Here is a 19,816-nt window from a genome sequence, read left to right on the forward strand (position 1 = left end):
AACACCGCCGCCCCCACAACACCCCCCCCAAATGGGGCCGTCGGCCGGCCCGCCACCTTTAGGGCCCCCACCCCCGGGGCCGGCGCGCGCCGGCCGTCAGTCTGGCCAAGCGGCACAAGCCTGACAGCGGCAGAGACCAAAGCCGCAACCGCCATATGTCCTGCGGCCTGTACCGCCTGCTGGGCATGCGCACCACCCCGGCGAAAAACAGCCCCCTGTGCAACAGGTAGCGGCCAGCGCGTGGCAGGGTTACGCGCCAGCACAAGGCTGTCATCCCATACTGATGCGGCCTTGAGAAAAGCCTCGCCCTGATAAACCGTTTCCTCATACCGCTCACGTGAGGAGGCACAGGCGCAGGCATATGCGGCAATTTCTTCCAACTGCCGGATATCCTGCCCAGCCAGCCAAGCATGGCGGACGAAAATCATGTCCACCCGCAAACTGCCATAAGCCAGCAAAGCGCTGATCCAGTCCACCAGACTATCGAGTGCCGTGATGTCTCCCGTTTCCACTGCCCATTCCAGCGCATGGCTGTAGGCAAAGCCGCCGGTTGGAAACGCCGGAGAAACCCACGAAAGCAGGCGCAGGAAATCCTGCCCGTTGCCGTTGCTTTCTACCATGCTCTCGGGCTGTGTAAGCGGATCAGGGGCCGCCTTAGTGCCCATGGTCATGATGGCGCTGGGCATAGGCCCCACCTTCGGGGTCGAACGCCGCTTCTATGTGGTGCACATGCGCCCCTAATCCACGGAGCATTTCAGCAATGACATGGTCTTCACGCACCAGAATACGCCCGGCCTCTATGGCTGCGGGCAGATGGCGGTTGCCGATATGCCAAGCCAGTTGCAGAAGATGCAACGGCGTATGGGCCGTGATTTCCATCAATTGCTCTGGCAAGGCATGCACGCATATCAGGCGTCCATCATCCAGCTTCAGGCCATCTCCCTCACGCAGCAGGCGCGGGTGCTCCAGTTCCAGCATGACCCGCTCGCCAGATTGCAGGGCAAGGCTCGCGCGCCTGCGGTGCCGTCCTTCATAATCAGCGGTGAAACTGTCCACCGCCGTTTCCTTGCTCCAGCTTCCCGCAGCCAGAATATCGACAATATAACGCATCAGAACAGGAAATACCTCTGGGCCATGGGTAGAACGTCCGCCGCCTCGCAGGTTAGCAGCACGCCATCGGCCCGAACTTCATAGGTTTCGGAATCCACTTCGATATGTGGTGTGGCGCTATTGTGGATCATACTGCGCTTGCCAATGCCCCCGCGCGTATTGCACACGGCCGACAGCGGCCTGCGCAGCCCCAGAGAGCGTGCAATGTTGTTTTCAAGCGCTGCTTTGGAAACAAAGGTCAGGCTCGTGTGCAGGCGAGCGCCGCCATAAGCCCCGAACATCATCCGCCCATAAACCGGCTGAGGCGTGGGAATGGAGGCATTGGGGTCTCCCATCATGGCGTAGGCAATAGCCCCACCCTTGATGATCATATCAGGTTTGACACCAAAAAAGGCCGGGGTCCACAAGACCAGATCAGCCAGCTTGCCCGCTTCAACCGACCCCACTTCATGCGCCAGACCATGGGCGATAGCGGGGTTGATGGTGTATTTGGCAATATAGCGCTTGACGCGGTTGTTGTCCGCCTCTCCATCGCCCGGCAGTGCGCCACGCTGCACTTTCATCTTGTGGGCGGTCTGCCATGTGCGTAGCGGCACCTCGCCCACACGGCCCATGGCCTGACTGTCGGAAGACATCATCGACAGGGCACCCATGTCGTGAAAAATATCCTCGGCCGCAATGGTCTCGCGCCGGATACGACTTTCCGCAAAAGCAATATCTTCGGGCACGCGGGCATCGAGATGGTGGCAGACCATCAGCATGTCCAGATGCTCGTCGAGCGTGTTGCGGGTATACGGGCGTGTCGGGTTGGTGGAAGACGGCAGCACATTGGGCAACCCCGCCACACGGATGATATCGGGCGCGTGCCCGCCCCCTGCCCCTTCGGTATGGAAGGCGTGGATGGTGCGGCCTTCAAACGCGGCTATGGTGTCTTCCACAAAGCCGCTTTCATTGAGCGTGTCGGTATGGATCATAACCTGCACGTCCATACGGTCAGCCACGTCAAGGCAACAGTTGATGGCGGCGGGGGTTGAGCCCCAGTCTTCATGCAGTTTCAGGCATGACGCCCCGGCCCGCACCATTTCCTCCAGCGCCTCGGGGCGGGAGGCATTGCCTTTGCCTGCAAAGGCCAGATTGACGGGGAAATCTTCCGCCGCCTGAATCATGCGTGACAGATGCCACGGGCCGGGCGTGCAGGTTGTGGCTGCCGTGCCCGTAGCCGGGCCTGTGCCGCCGCCGACCATGGTGGTGATACCCGAGGCCAGAGCCTCTTCAACCTGCTGGGGACAGATGAAATGGATATGGCTGTCCACCCCGCCCGCGGTCAGGATTTTACCTTCCCCCGCAATGATTTCTGTCCCCGGCCCCACGATAATATCGACACCGGGCTGGATATCTGGATTGCCTGCCTTGCCAATGGCCGCAATGCGCCCGTCACGCAGGGCTACATCGGCTTTGACAATGCCCCAGTAGTCAATAATCAGCGCGTTGGTGATAACCGTATCAGCCGCTCCTTCGGCCCGCGAGACCTGTGACTGGCCCATGCCGTCACGGATGGTCTTGCCGCCGCCAAAGCGTACTTCCTCGCCGTAGATGGTGTAGTCTTTCTCCACCTCGACCAGCAGGGCGGTATCGGCCAGACGCACCCGGTCACCCACGGTGGGGCCAAACTGGGCTGCGTATTCGAAACGTGAAAGACGTGTCATGCTCCCAGTCTCCCCATGACTTCCCCACGGAACCCGATCACCCGCCGCTTGCCACGCAGGGGCACGAGTGTCACCTCACGCTCCTGCCCCGGTTCAAACCGCAGGGCCCCGCCGGATGGCACGTCCAGTCGCCAGCCCCGTGTGCGCAGGCGATCGAACACCAGTGCGGGATTGACCTCCGCAAAATGATAATGGCTCCCCACCTGCACGGGCCTGTCTCCCGTATTGGTTACGGACACCACCATGCGGGGCTGGCCTTCATTGAGGGCGATATCGCCCTCGCCCACGAGAAATTCTCCCGGCACGGCACCGGGGGGCAGCGGATCATCGTATCGGGTCATGGACTGTCACCAGCTTTGTGCCATCGGGAAAGGTTGCTTCCACCTGAACATCATGGATCATTTCCGGCACGCCACGCATAACCTGATCGCGCGTGAGCACATGCCCACCACTTTCCATCAGATCAGCCACGCTGCGCCCGTCGCGCGCACCTTCCACTACATGATCCGTAATCAGCGCCACGGCCTCGGGGTAGTTCAGCAGAACCCCTCTTTCCAGCCTGCGACGCGCCACCATGGCGGCCATGGCGACAAGCAGCTTGTCTTTCTCGCGCGGGAGCAGATTCATCGTCCTGTCCGGTCCTTGTTCCCTGATGAAATTGATTTATGTGCGCCAGGTCACAGGCGCAGCTTTTTCGGTGCGCAGATGCGCCACAAGACTATGGCAGGCCTGCTCAAGCCGCCAGCTACTGGTTGCCAGTCCCCGTACCACCAGCATACCGTTCCAAGCTGAGGCTGCCAGATCAACGGCATCATACTGGCAACACAGGGCGCGTATCTCCGCCAGTTGTGCTTCGGCCTCGGGCGCTACCAAAACGAGGGTCGCCACTGCCATCTGCCCGGCGGCTACCGCAGCCCGGCCAAAAAACGTGGCCATATCGTCACCTTCGATTGCCAGACGGTCTTCCAGCAGAGGGCGGCCCTCCCGCCTGATCGATAGGGTGTCACGCAGGCTAAGCTGTTTGAGCACTTCGCCAGAGGCAGAGCGGCCAAAAATCCTGTTTTCAAGGTAGAGAAACCGTGATGACCCGGCCATTTCAACGTTCATCCGCCGTTCAAGGTGGCTGTGGTCGAAAAAAATGGTCCCGTGGGGCAGCCATTCCAGTGTGGCATCGGGTTCGATTGTGCATGACACATTGATACACGCAGCCTGCTCACCCGGCCTTGCCCGGTAGATCCGTTCCGCCGCCTGAGAGGTTACGACCAGTTCGGTCCCTGCACGGCAGTGTATGTGCCCGTCGATCCGGTCACCTGCGACAATGCCGCCCGAAATATTGACCGTGACGGCTTCCAGCCCCGTACGGGCTACACGTGGAAACAGCAGGCGGCAGCATCCCCCCTGCGCCAGATCAGCACAACGGGTCCGGCCTTCTTTGTTCTGGACGGTCAGGCCGAAGCGTCCCTGCGCGCGCTGGAGGCTACTCACCTGTTTTTTCCCGTTTCCGCACTGTCTGTTGCTATGATGTGATTATGACGATGGCGCAAAAAACCTGCCGGTTCAATCCCTTTCCCAGTGTCGCGTATCCGTAGAATTGCGTATGGCGCAGAACGGTTAAAGCAGTCCGCCTCTTTGCAAAGAGGGTAAATACAGGTTAACTTGCGAAACTCTGGGCACGGTTTCCGCTATAACAAGGAAATTCCAGAAGCACATACGTCGCTAAAAACAAAAACAGAAAGAGTAGCAGAGTGCTTCCTTCCCCTTCGCCCCTCGCCGGGTCTCATCAGCGTTTTCTTTATCTTCAGGTGATCATCGCGGTTATTGCCGGTGTTGTTGTTGGCGTTCTGTTTCCGTCTTTCGGCGCGTCGCTCAAGCCGCTTGGAGATGGCTTCGTCAAGCTGATCAAGATGGTGATCGCGCCGGTTATTTTTCTGACCGTGTGCACCGGCATTGCCGGTATGGCCGACCTGAAGCAGACCGGCCGGATCGCGGGCAAGGCGATGCTCTACTTCCTGTTTTTTTCAACACTCGCACTTGTGATTGGCATGGTTGTGGCCAATGTCGTGCGGCCCGGTGCGGGGATGCATATTCGGGCTGATAGTCTGGATACGCATTCGGTCAGCCAGTTTATTGCCGCCGCACAGGAGCATCACAGCTTCTCGGATTTTCTGCTCCAGATTATCCCCCCCACCACGGCAGGGGCCTTTACATCGGGTGAAATCCTGCAGGTGTTGCTGGTGGCTATTCTGTTCGGCATAAGCCTTGCCCGTATGGGCACGGCGGGGGAAAGCGTGCTGAACCTGTTCCGTAGCCTGACGGAAATGATTTTTGGCGTAGTGCGGCTGGTCATGTATCTCGCCCCGGTAGGGGCTTTCGGGGCCATGGCTTTCACGATCGGTAAGTTCGGTATCGGTACCGTTTTGCACCTGATCGGCCTTGTTCTGGCGTTTTACCTCACCGCCATTCTGTTTGTCGGTCTTGTGCTGGGGCTGGTCGCGCGTCTGGCTGGTTTCAGCATTATCCGCCTGCTGGTTTTCATCAAGGAAGAACTGCTGATCGTGCTGGGCACGAGTTCGTCTGAATCCGCCCTACCCGGCCTTATCGCCAAGCTTGAACAGGCGGGCTGCAACCAAGGTATTGTAGGGCTTGTGGTGCCGATGGGCTACTCCTTCAACCTTGATGGCACGAATATCTACATGACCCTGTCAGCCCTGTTCATTGCACAGGCAACGGATATTCACCTGTCTTTCAGCGAACAGATTGCCCTGCTGCTTGTCGCCATGGTCAGTTCCAAGGGCGCTGCCGGGGTAACGGGAGCCGGGTTCATTACTCTGGCCGCAACGCTTTCCGTCGTCCCCAGCGTGCCTGTTGGTGGCATGGCGCTTATTCTGGGTATCGACCGCTTTATGTCCGAATGCCGGTCTCTGACCAACCTGATCGGCAACGCGGTCGCCGCAATTGTGATCTCGCGCTGGGAAAACGCGCTGGATGACAAGAAACTGCACGATGCCCTGCATGGACAGGGCACGGTAGGAATCATTGAACAATAATAAGAAAAAGAAAAACCAATGATCAGATATTCAGCCCTTGCCCCGCCCTGCCCACAGACCCGCATAGCGGCTTATAGGCCGCTATGCCGGAACGCCTGATAGCGCAGCGATAAACCGGCGGGGCCTACGCCCACATCCATTGTAACGAGACCTCGGTTCGGCACGCATTGCGTGTGTTCGTCTGCGGCCCGCCATTTGCTGCTTCTGCGGCCTGTATCCGTACGCCTGCTCTTGCGGCGGCGGTATCGGCCTGCAATCGGTTTGTGGATTATCGTCATGCAAACAGCAATGCTTCCGCACGCGGCTGCCTGTCACGGGTCGCGCCATTACTCACGTCGTTTTTCCTGTTGGAACAGGAACTCATACACGCTGGCGCTTACCGCCCTCATGGGGGCTGGCCTGTCTGGCGAGCCCTTGAGGGCTCATGCGGCTGAACCAGTCTCCAGTGCTTCCTCACAGATTACGGGGCCTTCTACGGTTTCCTCCAGCCCGGTTGCAGCACCGGCAACCGTCAGGCCTCACGCCAAACCCAAGCGGCCCATTGCCGAAGAACATCTGGATTCATGGTTCCAGACGGTCAGCCTGTCCTACCTGCTCAGCCATAATGCCGATGCGCTGCGCAGGCAGGATGTCAGTGCGGGGTATTTCGTGTCTGAACAGGCGGGGGGCAACCTTGTTCCCGCCCTCAAGCCCTGGCGTGAGCGCCTGCGCGACAAGGGGTTCAGCTTCGAATTTACCTATAAGGGCGAAGGCATGGGCAATATCGCCGGCGGTATTTCAAAGGGTATGGATTATACCCACGAGGTGCGTGCCAGCATGCTGTTCGATCTTGGCAGGCTGACAGACTGGCATCCGCTCGAAGGCTGGTACCTGCATGGTATCGTCATGAACCGTGAAGGGCGTCAGGTCGGTTGGGACCATGTGGGAGAGCGCAATGTGCTTCTGACCGAAGTCTGGAGCATTCATGGTCCGGCGGCAGCGAGACTTGCGGACCTGTATCTGGAAAAATCCTTCCTCAACAACCGTATCAACATCAATGTGGGCCGTATCGCTATTACCCACACCTATGCGACATCAGTTCTGCTGTGCACTTTCATGACCATGTGCTCGGCCCCCATGGCCATACGCGAACCGGCAGGCTGGAGCGTTTACCCCAAAACCTCATGGGGCGGTACGCTGCGTTTTCGCCCGACGCGCGACCTGACGCTCCGCACAGGCATTTATCGTATTGGCCCCAAGGTGCAGGACAATACCGGCTGGGCGTGGGGGAGCGAAACCGCGACCGGTATACAAACCCCCGTCGAACTGACATGGGAACCCTTTATCGGGCCCCAGAAGCTCCCCGGCCATTACAAGCTTGGCTATGGGCATGATACCTCCCCCTACCCTGATCTAATTGGTGTTATACCGGCGGCTTACGCCGGGTCCGTGGCACGCCATGCAGAAAAGGCACGCGATACGTTCTACATTGAGGCGGACCAAATGGTTTACCGCGCCAATGGGGAACACCAGATGGCGGGCGGTTATGTTCTGGCGGGGTTTGTCCATAACACCCCCAGTAACTCCACCTTTTCCAATGAGTTCTATTTTGGCACATCGCTGCTGGGGCTGGTGCCCGGTCGCCCACGGGACAGGGTGGGGATCATGTATTCCTATTACCAGCTCAGCCCCCGCCTGACCTATGGGCAGGAGTTGCGCGAAGCTGCGGGCATGTCCATGGGGGCTTATGTCAACGCCCCACAGACCCATTCCGCCATACTAGAAGCTTATTACGGTATTCCTGTAACCCCCGGTCTGGTTGTGACACCAGAATTTGAATACATGATGCGCCCGGGCGAAACCTCGGTTATTCCCAATGCCGTGCTGGCTGGCCTGAAGGTGATTGCCGCTCTGTAATATCAACTCTTAACAGCGTTGGTTTCATACCGCATAAACACAGACCTGTATGAGACCATACGCATGCGTGCCTTTGTCCGAAATACGGCTGTGGTAAAGGCACGCCGCTTTTGCGGATAAAAGGAAGCCGTTTCATGTCTCCCACCACCCCGCCTGCTACCGCCTCCACCCCGCAAACGCCCATGAGCGTATTATACTGGCTGGTGGGGGCATTGTTCCTGTCTTACCTGTGTGTGGCCATGTCCATGCCAACAACGGCCATTCAGGTTGCCACAAAACTGCATATGGGCAACGCCATGGCGGGGCTTGCCGTGGGTGTTGCTTTTGCTTCCACGATCCTGACACGGGGTTTTGCCGGTCGGCTGGCCGACCAGAAAGGTGGACGGCACTGCATGGTGCTGGGGCTTATACTGTACGCGCTGAGCAGCCTTATCTGCATTGGGGCTACGTGGATTCAGGCTGCCGTACCGGGTTTTCTCGTGCTGATTCTGGGCCGCCTTGTACTGGGCTTGGGCGAAAGCCTGACAGTGGTTGGGCTGCTGGCGTGGAGCATCGGGTTGATGGGGCACCATCGCTCCGGGCGGGTTTTGTCCGTGGTGGGTATGGGCATGTATGGCTCGCTGGCCGCTGGTAGCCCGCTTGGACTGGCCATTTACGACCACGCCGGATATCTGGGGGTTGGCCTTGCGTGTCTTGTGGCCCCTCTGGCCGGTCTGGCCATGGTAGTGCCGGTTGTTCCGGTTGCCCTCCACCCCGGTGAGCGCCAGCCGCTGACATCGGTTATTGCCCGTATCCGTGATCTTGGTTTTATCGTGTTCCTGCAAGGTATCGGTTTTGCGGCGATCGGTGCCTTCATGCCGCTGATTTTTCTGCATCAGCATTGGCCGCATGCCAGTTTGGGCCTGACATTTTTTGGCGGTGCTTTTGTGCTGGTGCGCGTACTGTGCGGCCACCTGCCTGATAAAATCGGGGGAGCGCGCGTTGCCGTGCTGTCCATGGGGGTGGAAACCTGCGGACAGCTCCTGCTGTGGAGTGCCACGGCACCGGGTCTTGCCCTTGTGGGAGCAGCGCTGACAGGCGCTGGCTGCTCCATGATTTTTCCTGCCATGGGTATGGAAGTCGTGCGCCGTGTTTCTCCGCATATGCGGGGTACGGCCATGGGCGGCTTTGCCGCTTTTCAGGATCTTGCCTATGGCGCCACCGGCCCCCTGACAGGCCTGCTGGCTGATAGAATGGGCGAGAACGTAGTGTTTCTGGTCGGAGCGCTAGCCGCCTGTGGCGGTTTTGGGCTGAGCCTTTCCCTGGCGCTGAAAGAAGCCCGCCAGACCAGGGAAAGTCCATGAAAACGCAGCCCGAAGCAGCCGTTACTGTTTGTTAAGCTGCTTCATGGAATCAGCCGGCGTTTGCAGGCCTGAATACTGCATGACACCGAATGACATGGTGTCGTCAGGTGTAGGCAGATCGCTCTGGCGCCAGCCCCCACCCAGAGCACGGATCAGGCCGACCGTGCTTTGCAGGGCGCGGGCCTGCACCTGCACACGGTCAATGCGTGCATCAAGCGTATTCACCTGCGCGATCAGTGCATCCAGATAGCTGTCAGCACCGCCTTTATACAGGGTCATTGTCAGGGTCTGCGCCTTCTCAGCCGTTTGCACCGCCTGCCCCAGACGCTCCGTTTCCGCCCGCAGGCGGTTTGTCAGCGACAGGCCGTTTTCCACATCCCCGAACGCGGTGAGAACCGTCATGCGGTAGTGATCCAGCGTTTCGCGATAGACAGACCACGAGTGCTGCAACTGCGCGCGACGCAGCCCGCCTTCGAATACGGGCATGGAAACCGATGCCCCGTAAGTCCACATGCTGTTAGCCAGATTGGCAAGGTTGAAGCCATTGGAATCAAACCCGCCATTGGCGCTGAAAAACACATGCGGGTAGAACGCTGCCCGGGCAATGCCGATAGCCCGGTTGGCTTCCGCCATGCTCCGTTCCGAGGCGGCAATATCAGGCCTGCGTTCCAGCAGGTCAGACGGCAGGCCGGTGGGCACGATCGGTTCCACATTCGTCAGGGTATCGACTGGTGCGATATGGAAGGTGGAGGGCTGTTCATTCACCAGCACGGCAATGCCGTGCTCCAGCACCTCACGCTGGGCCTGAACATCGAGCAGGTGTGCTTGTGTCATATAAAGCTGGTTTTGCGCACGCGCGACATCGATACCCGTTGCATCCTGATTATCAAGCCGGGTCTGCGTTACGTGCAGAGCCTGCTGATAATATGCAATGGACTGGGTATAGATTGCGCGCTCAGCATCCAGCCCGCGCAGGGTAAAGTAATCTGTCGCCAGTTCCGCCTGTAGGCTGAGCCGTGCGGCGGCATATTCAGCCGCCTGTTCCTGTGCAAAGTATTTCTGCACCCGCACCTTGTTGCGGATAGCCGACCAGATATCCGGCTCCCAGCTTGCCAGACCGGAATAGGACTCATCCGTGGCCGTTATAGGGCCTTTGTAGCGGAACAGGCGATCCGCCGAGCTTTTGTTGTCGCTCGCGCCAAACGCCATGCCCAGATGCGGCAGCAGATCGGAGCGCGCCTCCATGACAATGGCGCGCGACTGCGAAAAGCGCTCAGCTGCTGCCTGAAGGTCAGCATTGTTTGCAAGCGCTTCCTGCTCCAGCCCGTTCAGCGTGGTGTCGGCAAACAGCGTCCACCAGTCAGGCTTCAGGGCTACGGTGCTAGGCACCGCATCCTTGAATGGTCCCTGCCCGTGCCATGATGCCGGCACCACATAATGGGGCGGATCATAATGCGGTGCCAGATCGCAGGCACTTAGCACAGTCAGGGAAAGCAGCAGGCCTGCCCGCGCCGTCAGGCGGCGCGCACGCACGGTGCCAAAACGCGAGAGGGTCTGTTTCATTCGTCATCCTCCTCCCCTGCCGCCGCAGCGGCTGACGCTGTGCTGAGATAGCCTTTTTCCGGATCAACCGGCCTGACCTTGCCGCCTTCCATCAGGTCGGCTGGCGGGTTGTTGATGATCCGGTCATCGGGAGAAAGCCCAGCACTGACCTCCGTATACGCATCAGACATGCGGCCTACGGTTATGTTGTGGTAGTGGGTGGTTTCGTTGGCATCGACGGTCGCCACCTGCATGCCGTGTTCCTGAAACACCAGAGCGCCGGTGGGGATAGTATAGACCCCCTTATCAGCCGGAGCCGTGAGTGTGACGGAGGCAAAGCTGCCCGGCCACAGTTTCTGCTCCGCATTGTCGATCGAAAATTCCGTGATAACCGTGCGCGTGTTGGGATCAAACCCCTTGGCGATGGTCAGGAACTTGGCTTCGAACACCTTGTTGGGAAACTGCGGCACAGTCACCTTGGCCACCAGCCCCGGCCGCAGGATGGAAGAGAATGTTTCCGGCACAGACACGAACAGTCGCATGGCGTGGGTATCGGCCACGGTAAACAGTTCGCTGGCCGTGCCATTCGCGTTCATGTTGCCGCTACCGGCCCCAACATAGTCACCCACGTTGATGTTACGCGCGATCACCACCCCATCAAACGGTGCTTCAATGCTCTTGAAGTGGATCATGGCCTGATACTGGGCGACCTTGTGCTCGGCTGCTTCAAGCTCTGCCTTGGCTGACTGCTCGTTGGCATTCTGCACCGAGACAGACTGGCCAGACACCGCCTGTGACTGCCCCATGGACCGCCAGCGTGTGGCGGTTATGGAAGCGAGGCCGTATTTGGCCTGCGCAACCTTGAGATCCGCCTGGGCCTGAGCGTATTCGGCATCCAGTCTGGGCGTATTGATCTCGGCCAGAAGATCGCCTTTTTTCACGACCGCACCGTAATCCTGGTACCACATTTTCACGTAGCCCGAGACCTGCGCATAAATGGGCGCCTCGTACCATGCGCTGATTGTACCCGGCAGGGTCATGGACATGGTTGGCGGTGCCGGCTTGGGCTGCACCAGAGCCACATCCGGCACCCGGCTATAAGCCGCATCCTGCTGAATGCGAACGCCATTGCTGGCGCGCTGGAGCAGCAGGTGCGTAATATCCGCCACTATGACAACCACAAGAAGAATGATGAAGATTCTGCCTTTGCGGGAAACAGACATCAGACAGCCTCCTGCCGGTGGGCCGTATCCGTGCTGGATGGCTTTTCCGGACGATGATGGAAAATTACATAAACACAGGGGACAAAAAGTAGGGTGGAAATGGTGGCCACGATCAGCCCGCCAATAACCGCCTTACCCAGTGGCGCATTTTGCGAATTGCTTATGGCCATGGGCACCATGCCGATAATCATGGCCGAAGCCGTCATGATAACCGGACGGATACGGCCTATCCCTGCCTCGACCGCAGCCGCCACGGCACTGCGGTGCATGGCAAAGCGTTCCTTGGCGAAGGACACCACCAGAATGGAATTGGCCGTAGCCGTTCCCATGCACATGATAGCCCCCGTCAACGCAGGCACGGAAAGGCGTGTCTGGGTCAGGAACAGGCTCCATGCAATACCGGCCAGAGCACCCGGCAGTGCGGAGATGATGATGAAAGGATCAATCCAGGACTGGAAGTTGATCACAATCAGCATGTAGATCAGCACTACCGAAACCACGAGCCCTGCAATCAGCTCCACATAAGCGCTGTGCATGGTTGTGGCCTGACCACGGATATCCACCGCAACACCACGCGGCAGATCGCCTTTTGATGCCGCAATCTCACGTTTGACCTGAGCCAGAACAGACCCGAGATCGGTAAACTCGGTGGAAACGTAGATATCGATATCGGGCATGGAGTTGTAGTGAGACACCTGACCCGGTGTACCGATAGCTTTGATCGTGCTGATGCTACCCAGAAGCTGCATGTCTTTGCCGTTGGGATCGCCATCTCCCTTGTCTACAGGGATGGTCAGCAGGTTGTTGTAGTGTGTGAGCTGATCCTGGGAGACATAGACATTCAGCGGGAACGTAATGCCGGTCTTGGGGTCAAGCCAGTATTGCGGGTCCACTGTCTGACTGCCCGAAAGGGTCATCAGTTCGTTGTTGGCAATATCACCTTCCGTCATGCCCGTGGCCTGACTGAATGTGCGGTTGCCCTGCACGAACAGTGTTGGTGTGTTCATGGTCTGCTGGATAACGGTATCCACGGCACCATGTATGCTGCGCAGGCGATTAACCAGCAGGCGGGCATAGCGATAGTTATCGCGAATATCAGGCCCGGAGATCTGGATATCAACCGGTGCAGGTGAACCGAAGTTGAGGATTTTCTCGGTCAGATCCGCGGGCTGGAAGGTAAAGACCGTGCCGGGGAAGCTGGCCGAAAGCTTGCGCCGAAGCAGGGCGCGGTAATCCCATACGGGAGAAGCCTCGTCCTTGAGGGTAATGCTCAGGTCGCAATCCTGCGTGCCAATTGTAGGCGTGGGAATGAACGCCTGGTTATGTGGACCTTCAGGCAGACCGCAATTGTTGATGATCCCTTCTACCTTGCCCGGCAAAAGAGCCTCAATACGGTTGTCAACCAGACTGACGATCCGGCCCGTAGTTTCAATACGGGTACCCAGAGGGGCACGCATATGCATCTGTAGCGCACCTGATTTGACCTCGGGGAAGAAGTCCTGCCCCACCACTGCGAACAGGGCGAGAGAGAGCACGGACAGCCCCAGAAACACCGCGACAAACTTGCGGCGTTTGTTAACCGCGCGTTCCAGTACCCGCCCATAGCGGAGCTTGAAAGCGTGGAAGGCATGCTCGAACTTGTTTTGGAACCGCCCGAAGAACCCTTTGGGCAGGGCTTCATGTTCATCACCATGCAGGCCGGGATGCACCTGCCCTGCGAGCAGATATTTGGCCATGGTAGGCACGAGTGTGCGAGAGAGGATGAACGATGCCAGCATGGCGAAAACAATCGCTTCGGCCATAGGCATGAACAGCCAGCCCGCCACACCGCTCAGGCGGAACAGCGGTGTCCACACAATGCAGATGCACAGGGTGGAAACCAGTGTGGGAATAACGATCTGGTTGGCCGCATCGATAATGGCGGTTTCCAGATCCTTGCCCATTTCAAGATGGGTATCGATATTCTCGATCATGACGGTTGCGTCATCCACCAGAATACCAACTGCCAGCGCCAAGCCACCCAGTGTCATGACGTTGATGGTCTGCCCCGCCCACAACAGGCAGATGATGGCTGCCAGAATGCACAGCGGAATAGACGTGGCAATAATGATGGTGGAGCGCCAGGAGCCGAGGAACAGCAGCACGACAAGACCTGTCAGCACTGCGGCTGTCAGCATTTCGCGCACCACATCCTTGATGGCGTCCTTAACGAATACCGAGGCATCGCTCAGCACCGAAATATGGACATCCGGCGGTACAAGCTGCCGGACACGAGGTAGCAGTTCCTTGGTTCTGGACACGACATCAAGGGTCGAGGCCTCGCCACTTTTCATGACGACGATCATGACGCCCTGCTTGCCTTGAACCAGCACAAGGTTGGTCTGCGGGTGTCCGCCACGGTACACGTTGGCTACGTCATGCACATAAATAACGGAGTTACCCACGCGCTTGACGGGAATATCGCCCAGTTCCTGCATGGAGCGTGGGGTAGCGTTGGTCTGCACCATCCAGTCCGTGCGGTTGATTTTCTGATCGCCTGCGGGCAGCACGATGTTCTGCGTACGCAGGGCGTTCTGCACGTCCATGGCGGAGAGATGATGCGCCTGAAGCTGCTTCTGGTTGAGAGCAACCATGATGAAGCTGTCCATACCGCCGTAAGCCTGCGGCAGAACAGAACCCGGCACGGTCACGAGAATGGGGCGGATGCGCGTCATCGCGATCTTGAACAGATCTGACGGGGTCTGCTTGTCAGACGTTACCTGCAGCGCCAGAACCGGCACCGAGGACGCATCCAGACGCATGACCATGGGCGCTGGAATGTTATCAGGCAACTGCTTGATAACGGTCTGGGAAATAGCCGTAACTTCGGCTTCAGCTTCACCGATATCCGTTCCGGGCTGGAAGTAGATATTGACGATGCTGCGGCCGTAATACGAGCTGCTTTCCATATGCTCGATGCCCTCCACAGTGGAGGTCACGGCCAGTTCGTAGTTGTAGGTTATGCGTCCTGCGAATTCCTCTGGCAGCATGCCGCCGTATGTCCACACAACGGACACCACGGGCAGCTTGATATTGGGAAACACATCGGTTGGCGCGCGCATAACAGATAGCACGCCAAACGCGAGAATGAGCATTGAAAGGACCACAAAGGTGTAGGGCCGTTTCAATGCGGTTATGACGATTGCATTCATGCCTTCCCAGTTCTCGATGGATTGTGGTCGGGATCGGCCTGAAGTTAGAAATTTTTTATTCAAAAATCTGTTACAAAAAATTTTATTGATATAAAAAACAAATTAATATCGCTCTGGGTAACCCTCAAAAAGTGGCATTCCGTGCCGTTTTTCAGCGGTTGCCGGGTCTTTCCGCTTTCCCTATCATGCCCCGCACAAACCATTTCGATACCAGAACGCAGGAACCATATCATGACAGAATCGACCACCATGCGTTCGGTGCAACTCATAGAACCTGGCAAGCCTTTTGCCCTGCGTGCAGTATCCATTCCCTCACCCGCTCAGGGCGAGGTTCTGGTGCGGATCAATGCCTGTGGTGTCTGCCGGACGGACCTGCACATCCTTGATGGGCTGCTTGATTTGGGTGGGCGAAACTTTGCCGTGGGCCATGAAATTGCAGGCACCATTACCCAGTGCGGTGCAGGTGTGGCGGATTCATGGCTGGGACTGCGGGCCGCTGTTTATTATTACGAAGGATGTGGCCACTGCGGCTACTGCCTGAAAGGAGACGAGCACCTCTGCCCCACACCACGTGCGCAGCCCGGTTTCAACGCGGATGGTGGTTTTGCGGAATATGTGTGCGTGCCGGTGCGCAACTGCGTTCCCCTGCCCGATCATGTTTCCACAGCCGAAGCTGCTATCATGGGCTGTGCGGGTTCAACAGCCGTGCATGCGGGGCGTTTGGCTACTATCAGGCCCGGAGAGTGGGTAGTGGTTTACGGCATGGGTGGCGTAGGGCTGGCCCTGCTGCAATATGCCAAAAATGCCGGAGCGCGGGTAATTGCCATTGGCCGTGGCGGAGCGCGGGAAACCCTCGCTCATGAAAACGGGGCCGAGCACACCATAGATGCCACGCATGAGCCTGATATTGCCGCTCGTGTCAGGGAAATCACAGGTGAAGGGGCTGATGTCGTTTTTGAACTGGTTGGCACGGCCGCCAGCATCCGTTCAGGTATGGACATGCTGCGCCGCCGGGGGCGGCTGGTGTTGATCGGTTATACGCAGGACACGTTCCAGACTCACCCGATTGACCTGATTGTGCGGGAAGTCTCGTTTATCGGCTCTGTCGGCGCGACGCTGTCGGACCTGCACGAAGCCATAGACCTGCTGGCGCGGGGCATCCTGCGTGTGCCTGTTGCCCAGACCCTGCCGCTGGAGGCATTTGAAACCGCCCTTGCGCAAACCCGCAAGGGTGGCCTGCCCGGCCGTGTTGTTCTGACCCCCTAAGGGCAATAGTTTTCAGCCCCGCATGCTTATGAGTGTCTGCAACTCCTGCTCAAACACGCTCATGTTCATGCGGGTGTAGTCCCGGTAATCAAAATCGATTGTGGATTCCGTTTCTGAAACCATGCTCCACAGGCCTTCGCGCAGCAGAGAAGCAACGGCCATGACCTGCAAACGGTAGCGCAGGGCCCCATCTGGCGGGTGACCATAATAAAGTGTCAGCATGGTCTCGCGCTGTTCTGGGTCGAAAGCATTGTTCGAAGCCAGATTGCCTAGGTCGAACAGTGGAGCATTAAAGCCGCCATAGTCCCAGTCAATCAGCCATAACCGCTCGCCATCATCGAGAAAGTTCGCGGGCAGCAGGTCATTATGGGCAAAAAGCGTTTCCGTCGGTCCCAGACCCTGCTCCAGTTCCTGCGTTATTCGTTCCAGCCGCTCAAGCTGTGTAATCGGTCGCGCGCCTTTCTGACGTAACACCCTCAGATAGTTACGCAGCACATGAAAAATCCAGAAACTCAGGGCTGGCCCTGCAAGATGTTCGCGCAGGCCCGTATGCATGCGCCGCACAAGTTCCACCACAGCCGGAAGGCGCGCACGCACCCCAGCCGCATCGAGCGTCTTCCCTTCGATGAAATCAATAACCAGAAGGTCTGCTTCCGCATAGCGCACAGGTGGTGAAATACCGGCCAGAGCCGCCGCGTAAGAGGCCGCCTGCTCATTAAAGCGCATGACATTATGCAGCGGGATATCCTGGCCCACGCGCACGACATAGCGGCGGGAGCCATCCTCCACCACAAAATTGCTGTTTGTAATGCCGCCCCCCAGCGGGCGAGGGTCAACCGGGGCCGTCCAGCATGGCAGCGCCCTCAGCCGATCATGCAGTGTGTGTGTCATGAACCGTACCCCGGTATCCTGTCATACGAAACTGCGGGCCGTCCAGGCCCGCTTCTCTGCCTGCTGCCCCTTACCCCAGAATACGGGTGCGCTGCTCATCGTAAAGTGGTTTCAGATGGGCTTTTGCCGGCACACGGGTTGTTGCGACATCCAGCTCATAGGCACCAGACAACACGAACTCATCCGTTACGTCCCCTTCGGGCTGTCTGACATAGCCATAAGCAATGGGCTTGCCGATCGTATGCCCGAACCCGGCCGAGCCAACCCAGCCTACGCGCTCACCATTTCGGTAAATGGTTTCACGTCCCAGCAGAACCACTGATGGGTCATCTACCGTAAAGCAGACCAGTTTCTTGCGCAGCGGCGCATCACGCCGTTTTTCCAGCGCCTCACGCCCGATGAACGGCAGTCCGCTTTTCATCTTGAGCAGCCAGCCCAGCCCGGCTTCATATGGGGTATGATCCGGCCCGATATCTGAACCGAAAGCCCTGTACCCTTTTTCCAGTCGCAGGGTTTCAATGGCGCGATATCCAGCATTGCGGATGCCAAAAGCCTGCCCCGCCTGCATGAGCGCATCATAAACAGTTGCAGCAAACTCAACCGGAATATGCAACTCCCAGCCCAACTCTCCAACATAGGTCACGCGCAATGCACGCACTGGAGCGCCTGCTATATGCAGTGTACGCCATGTGCCAAATGGGAAAGCTGCGTTGGAAACATCATCACGCGTCAGTTTTTCCAGCACATGCCGGGCCTCAGGCCCCATGAGCGACAGGGTGGAATACATGGAGGACACATCGAGCAGGCGTGCATCCATACCATCGGGAATATGCCGCCTGAGCCAGTCGAAATCACGCGTTGCAGCCCCTGTGCCGCACACAAGGTAATACTCATCCTGCGCGATCCGGGCGGCGGTAAAGTCCGATTCAATGCCGCCATGTGTGTTCAGCATCAATGAATAGATCAGGCTACCAACCGGCTTGTGCACATTGGCCGCGCTGATAATGGATAAAGCATCGGCGGCATCCCGCCCGACCAGCGCGAATTTGGCGAAAGATGTCTGGTCGAACACGCTCACCGCATCGCGCGTAGCGGCATGCTCCCGCGCAACGGCTCCAAACCAGTTCGGACGATTGAAGGTGTAGTGATCCGCCGCGTCTTCACCCGCTTCGGCAAACCAGTTTGGACGTTCCCAGCCCAGTTTTTCGCCAAACACCGCGCCCTGAGCCTTAAGGCGGTCATAAAGCGGAGAACGCCGCAGGGGGCGCCCGCTCTTATATTCCTCGCTGGGCCATGCAATCGTGTAGTGTTTAGCATAGGCTTCCAGCGTGCGGCTGCGCACCCAGTTGACATCCTGATGATTGCGTCCGAAGCGCAGAATATCCACCGGGGACAGATCATAAGGGGGCTCTCCCCCCACGATCCATTCAGCCAGAACCTTGCCTGCACCGCCCCCGGCTGCAATGCCAAAGGCGTTAAAGCCGCAACCCAGATAATAATTGTCCAGTTCCGGTGCCAGCCCGAGAATGAAGTTGCCATCGGGCGTAAAGCTTTCTGGCCCGTTGATCAATTCTTTCACTCCGGCAGTAGCTAGTGCAGGCACGCGGCCCAGAGCCAGCTCTGTCAACTGCTCGAAATGATCGAAATTCGAACCCAGAAGCTGGAAATTGAACTTGTCGGGAAAACCATCCGCAGCCCAGGCTATGGGGTTAGGCTCATACCCGCCCATGACCAGCCCGCCTACTTCTTCCTTATAATATGTCAGGCGGTCAGGGTCGCGCAGGGTGGGCAGGCTGGAGGTAACGCCTGCAATCTGTTCGGTAATCATGTACTGGTGCTCGACCGAGACCAGCGGCACATTCACACCAACCTTGGCCCCCAGTTCACGCGCCCATTGTCCTGCACAGTTCACGACAATCTCGCACTGCACTGTGCCGCGGCTGGTCTGCACTTCTGTCACGCGGCCGTTTTCAACCTTGAAACCCGTGACATCGGTATCCTCAAAAATCCGCGCACCGTGCATGCGCGCACCCTTGGCGAGCGAGGCGGTAATATCGGACGGGTTGGCCTGTCCATCAGTCGGCAGGAAGGCCGCGCCGACAAGGTCCGAAATATCCATAAGCGGCCACAGGTCGAGGGCTTCTCTGGGTGTCAGCAGGTGCATTTCCAGCCCGAAGGAGCGGGCCGTGGTGGCCTGCCGCCGCACCTCGGTCCAGCGTTCCTCGTTGCAGGCTAGCCTGAGACCCCCATTCATTTTCCAGCCCGTGGCCAGACCGGTTTCCTGTTCAAGGGTTTTGTACAGCTTGACGGATTCACCCAGTAACTGGGTGATATTCGCATTGGAGCGCAACTGCCCCACCAGCCCCGCCGCATGGAATGTGGTGCCCGATGTCAGCTTATGTCGTTCAATGACGATCGTATCCTTCCAGCCCAGCTTGGCCAGATGATACGCGGTCGAGGCTCCCATGATGCCCCCGCCAATAATGACAACACGCGCTTGTGTGGGAAACTCCGACATGAACCTTGCTCCGTGCGGCCGGAAAGACTTTCCCGGACTGTGCTTTTCGTCTCAGGGGTTCAGTGTGCGGCTTTTCCCATCCA

General features: G+C 58.2%; 15 protein-coding genes. 4 read left to right on the forward strand and 11 right to left on the reverse strand.

What is annotated here, in order from left to right:
- The 6 genes from ABF757_RS01105 to ABF757_RS01130 form a co-directional block, all read right to left on the reverse strand.
- On the reverse strand, positions 1-686 hold a 686-nt coding region (locus ABF757_RS01105; protein ID WP_415480566.1), incomplete at its 3' end, for an urease accessory protein UreF.
- Entirely contained in the window at positions 655-1,110 is a 456-nt protein-coding gene (locus ABF757_RS01110; RefSeq protein WP_415480567.1) for an urease accessory protein UreE, read from the reverse strand. The genes ABF757_RS01110 and ABF757_RS01105, both read right to left, overlap by 32 nt.
- The gene (gene ureC / locus ABF757_RS01115; protein WP_415480568.1) at positions 1,110-2,816 is read right to left on the reverse strand and encodes an urease subunit alpha; all 1,707 of its coding nucleotides are present in this window, start codon (positions 2,814-2,816) and stop codon (positions 1,110-1,112) included. Before ureC ends, ABF757_RS01110 begins: the two co-directional genes overlap by 1 nt.
- Entirely contained in the window at positions 2,813-3,157 is a 345-nt protein-coding gene (locus tag ABF757_RS01120) for an urease subunit beta (RefSeq protein ID WP_035370385.1), read from the reverse strand. Before ABF757_RS01120 ends, ureC begins: the two co-directional genes overlap by 4 nt.
- Positions 3,141-3,443 (reverse strand): urease subunit gamma, encoded by a 303-nt coding sequence (locus tag ABF757_RS01125; RefSeq protein ID WP_415480569.1) that lies wholly within the window; start codon positions 3,441-3,443, stop codon positions 3,141-3,143. The genes ABF757_RS01120 and ABF757_RS01125 overlap by 17 nt, the downstream gene beginning before the upstream one ends.
- Before the next feature lie 36 nt (positions 3,444-3,479).
- Entirely contained in the window at positions 3,480-4,301 is an 822-nt protein-coding gene (locus tag ABF757_RS01130) for an urease accessory protein UreD (protein WP_415480570.1), read from the reverse strand.
- A gap of 260 nt (positions 4,302-4,561) precedes the next feature.
- Here ABF757_RS01130 and dctA point away from each other — a divergent pair, with 260 nt between their 5' ends.
- The 3 genes from dctA (at position 4,562) to ABF757_RS01145 (ending at position 9,102) form a co-directional block, all read left to right on the forward strand.
- Positions 4,562-5,863: a C4-dicarboxylate transporter DctA gene (dctA, locus tag ABF757_RS01135; protein WP_415480571.1), complete on the forward strand. Its 1,302-nt coding sequence runs from the start codon at positions 4,562-4,564 to the stop codon at positions 5,861-5,863.
- Positions 5,864-6,139: 276 nt separating this feature from the next.
- Complete coding sequence (locus ABF757_RS01140) at positions 6,140-7,759, forward strand: carbohydrate porin (protein ID WP_415480572.1); 1,620 nt, start codon at positions 6,140-6,142, stop codon at positions 7,757-7,759.
- 134 nt (positions 7,760-7,893) lie between these two features.
- The gene (locus tag ABF757_RS01145) at positions 7,894-9,102 is read left to right on the forward strand and encodes an MFS transporter (RefSeq protein ID WP_415480573.1); all 1,209 of its coding nucleotides are present in this window, start codon (positions 7,894-7,896) and stop codon (positions 9,100-9,102) included.
- Positions 9,103-9,123: 21 nt separating this feature from the next.
- Here the strand turns inward: ABF757_RS01145 and ABF757_RS01150 are convergent, their stop codons facing one another.
- From ABF757_RS01150 to ABF757_RS01160, 3 genes are read right to left on the reverse strand one after another with little or no spacing between them, the layout of a single operon-like run.
- Positions 9,124-10,665, reverse strand: a complete 1,542-nt coding sequence (locus ABF757_RS01150) for an efflux transporter outer membrane subunit (RefSeq protein WP_025859995.1) — start codon at positions 10,663-10,665, stop codon at positions 9,124-9,126.
- The gene (locus ABF757_RS01155; RefSeq protein WP_415480574.1) at positions 10,662-11,867 is read right to left on the reverse strand and encodes an efflux RND transporter periplasmic adaptor subunit; all 1,206 of its coding nucleotides are present in this window, start codon (positions 11,865-11,867) and stop codon (positions 10,662-10,664) included. The genes ABF757_RS01150 and ABF757_RS01155 overlap by 4 nt, the downstream gene beginning before the upstream one ends.
- Positions 11,867-15,058 carry an efflux RND transporter permease subunit gene (locus ABF757_RS01160; RefSeq protein ID WP_415480575.1) on the reverse strand — a complete coding sequence of 1,064 codons (3,192 nt, stop codon included), beginning with the start codon at positions 15,056-15,058 and terminating at the stop codon, positions 11,867-11,869. The genes ABF757_RS01155 and ABF757_RS01160 overlap by 1 nt, the downstream gene beginning before the upstream one ends.
- A 231-nt stretch (positions 15,059-15,289) precedes the next feature.
- On the opposite strand from ABF757_RS01160, the gene ABF757_RS01165 reads away from it, so the two are divergent.
- Positions 15,290-16,324, forward strand: a complete 1,035-nt coding sequence (locus ABF757_RS01165) for an alcohol dehydrogenase catalytic domain-containing protein (RefSeq protein ID WP_415480576.1) — start codon at positions 15,290-15,292, stop codon at positions 16,322-16,324.
- A gap of 12 nt (positions 16,325-16,336) precedes the next feature.
- On the opposite strand, the gene ABF757_RS01170 is transcribed toward ABF757_RS01165, so the two are convergent.
- The gene (locus tag ABF757_RS01170) at positions 16,337-17,215 is read right to left on the reverse strand and encodes a phosphotransferase (RefSeq protein ID WP_415480578.1); all 879 of its coding nucleotides are present in this window, start codon (positions 17,213-17,215) and stop codon (positions 16,337-16,339) included.
- A gap of 70 nt (positions 17,216-17,285) precedes the next feature.
- On the reverse strand, positions 17,286-19,733 hold the full coding sequence (locus ABF757_RS01175; RefSeq protein WP_415480579.1) for a GcvT family protein: 2,448 nt from the start codon (positions 19,731-19,733) through the stop codon (positions 17,286-17,288).
- Positions 19,734-19,816: the final 83 nt, after the last annotated feature.

The sequence above is a fragment of the Acetobacter papayae genome (assembly GCF_047721125.1).
GTDB classification, from domain to species: Bacteria; Pseudomonadota; Alphaproteobacteria; order Acetobacterales; family Acetobacteraceae; genus Acetobacter; species Acetobacter papayae.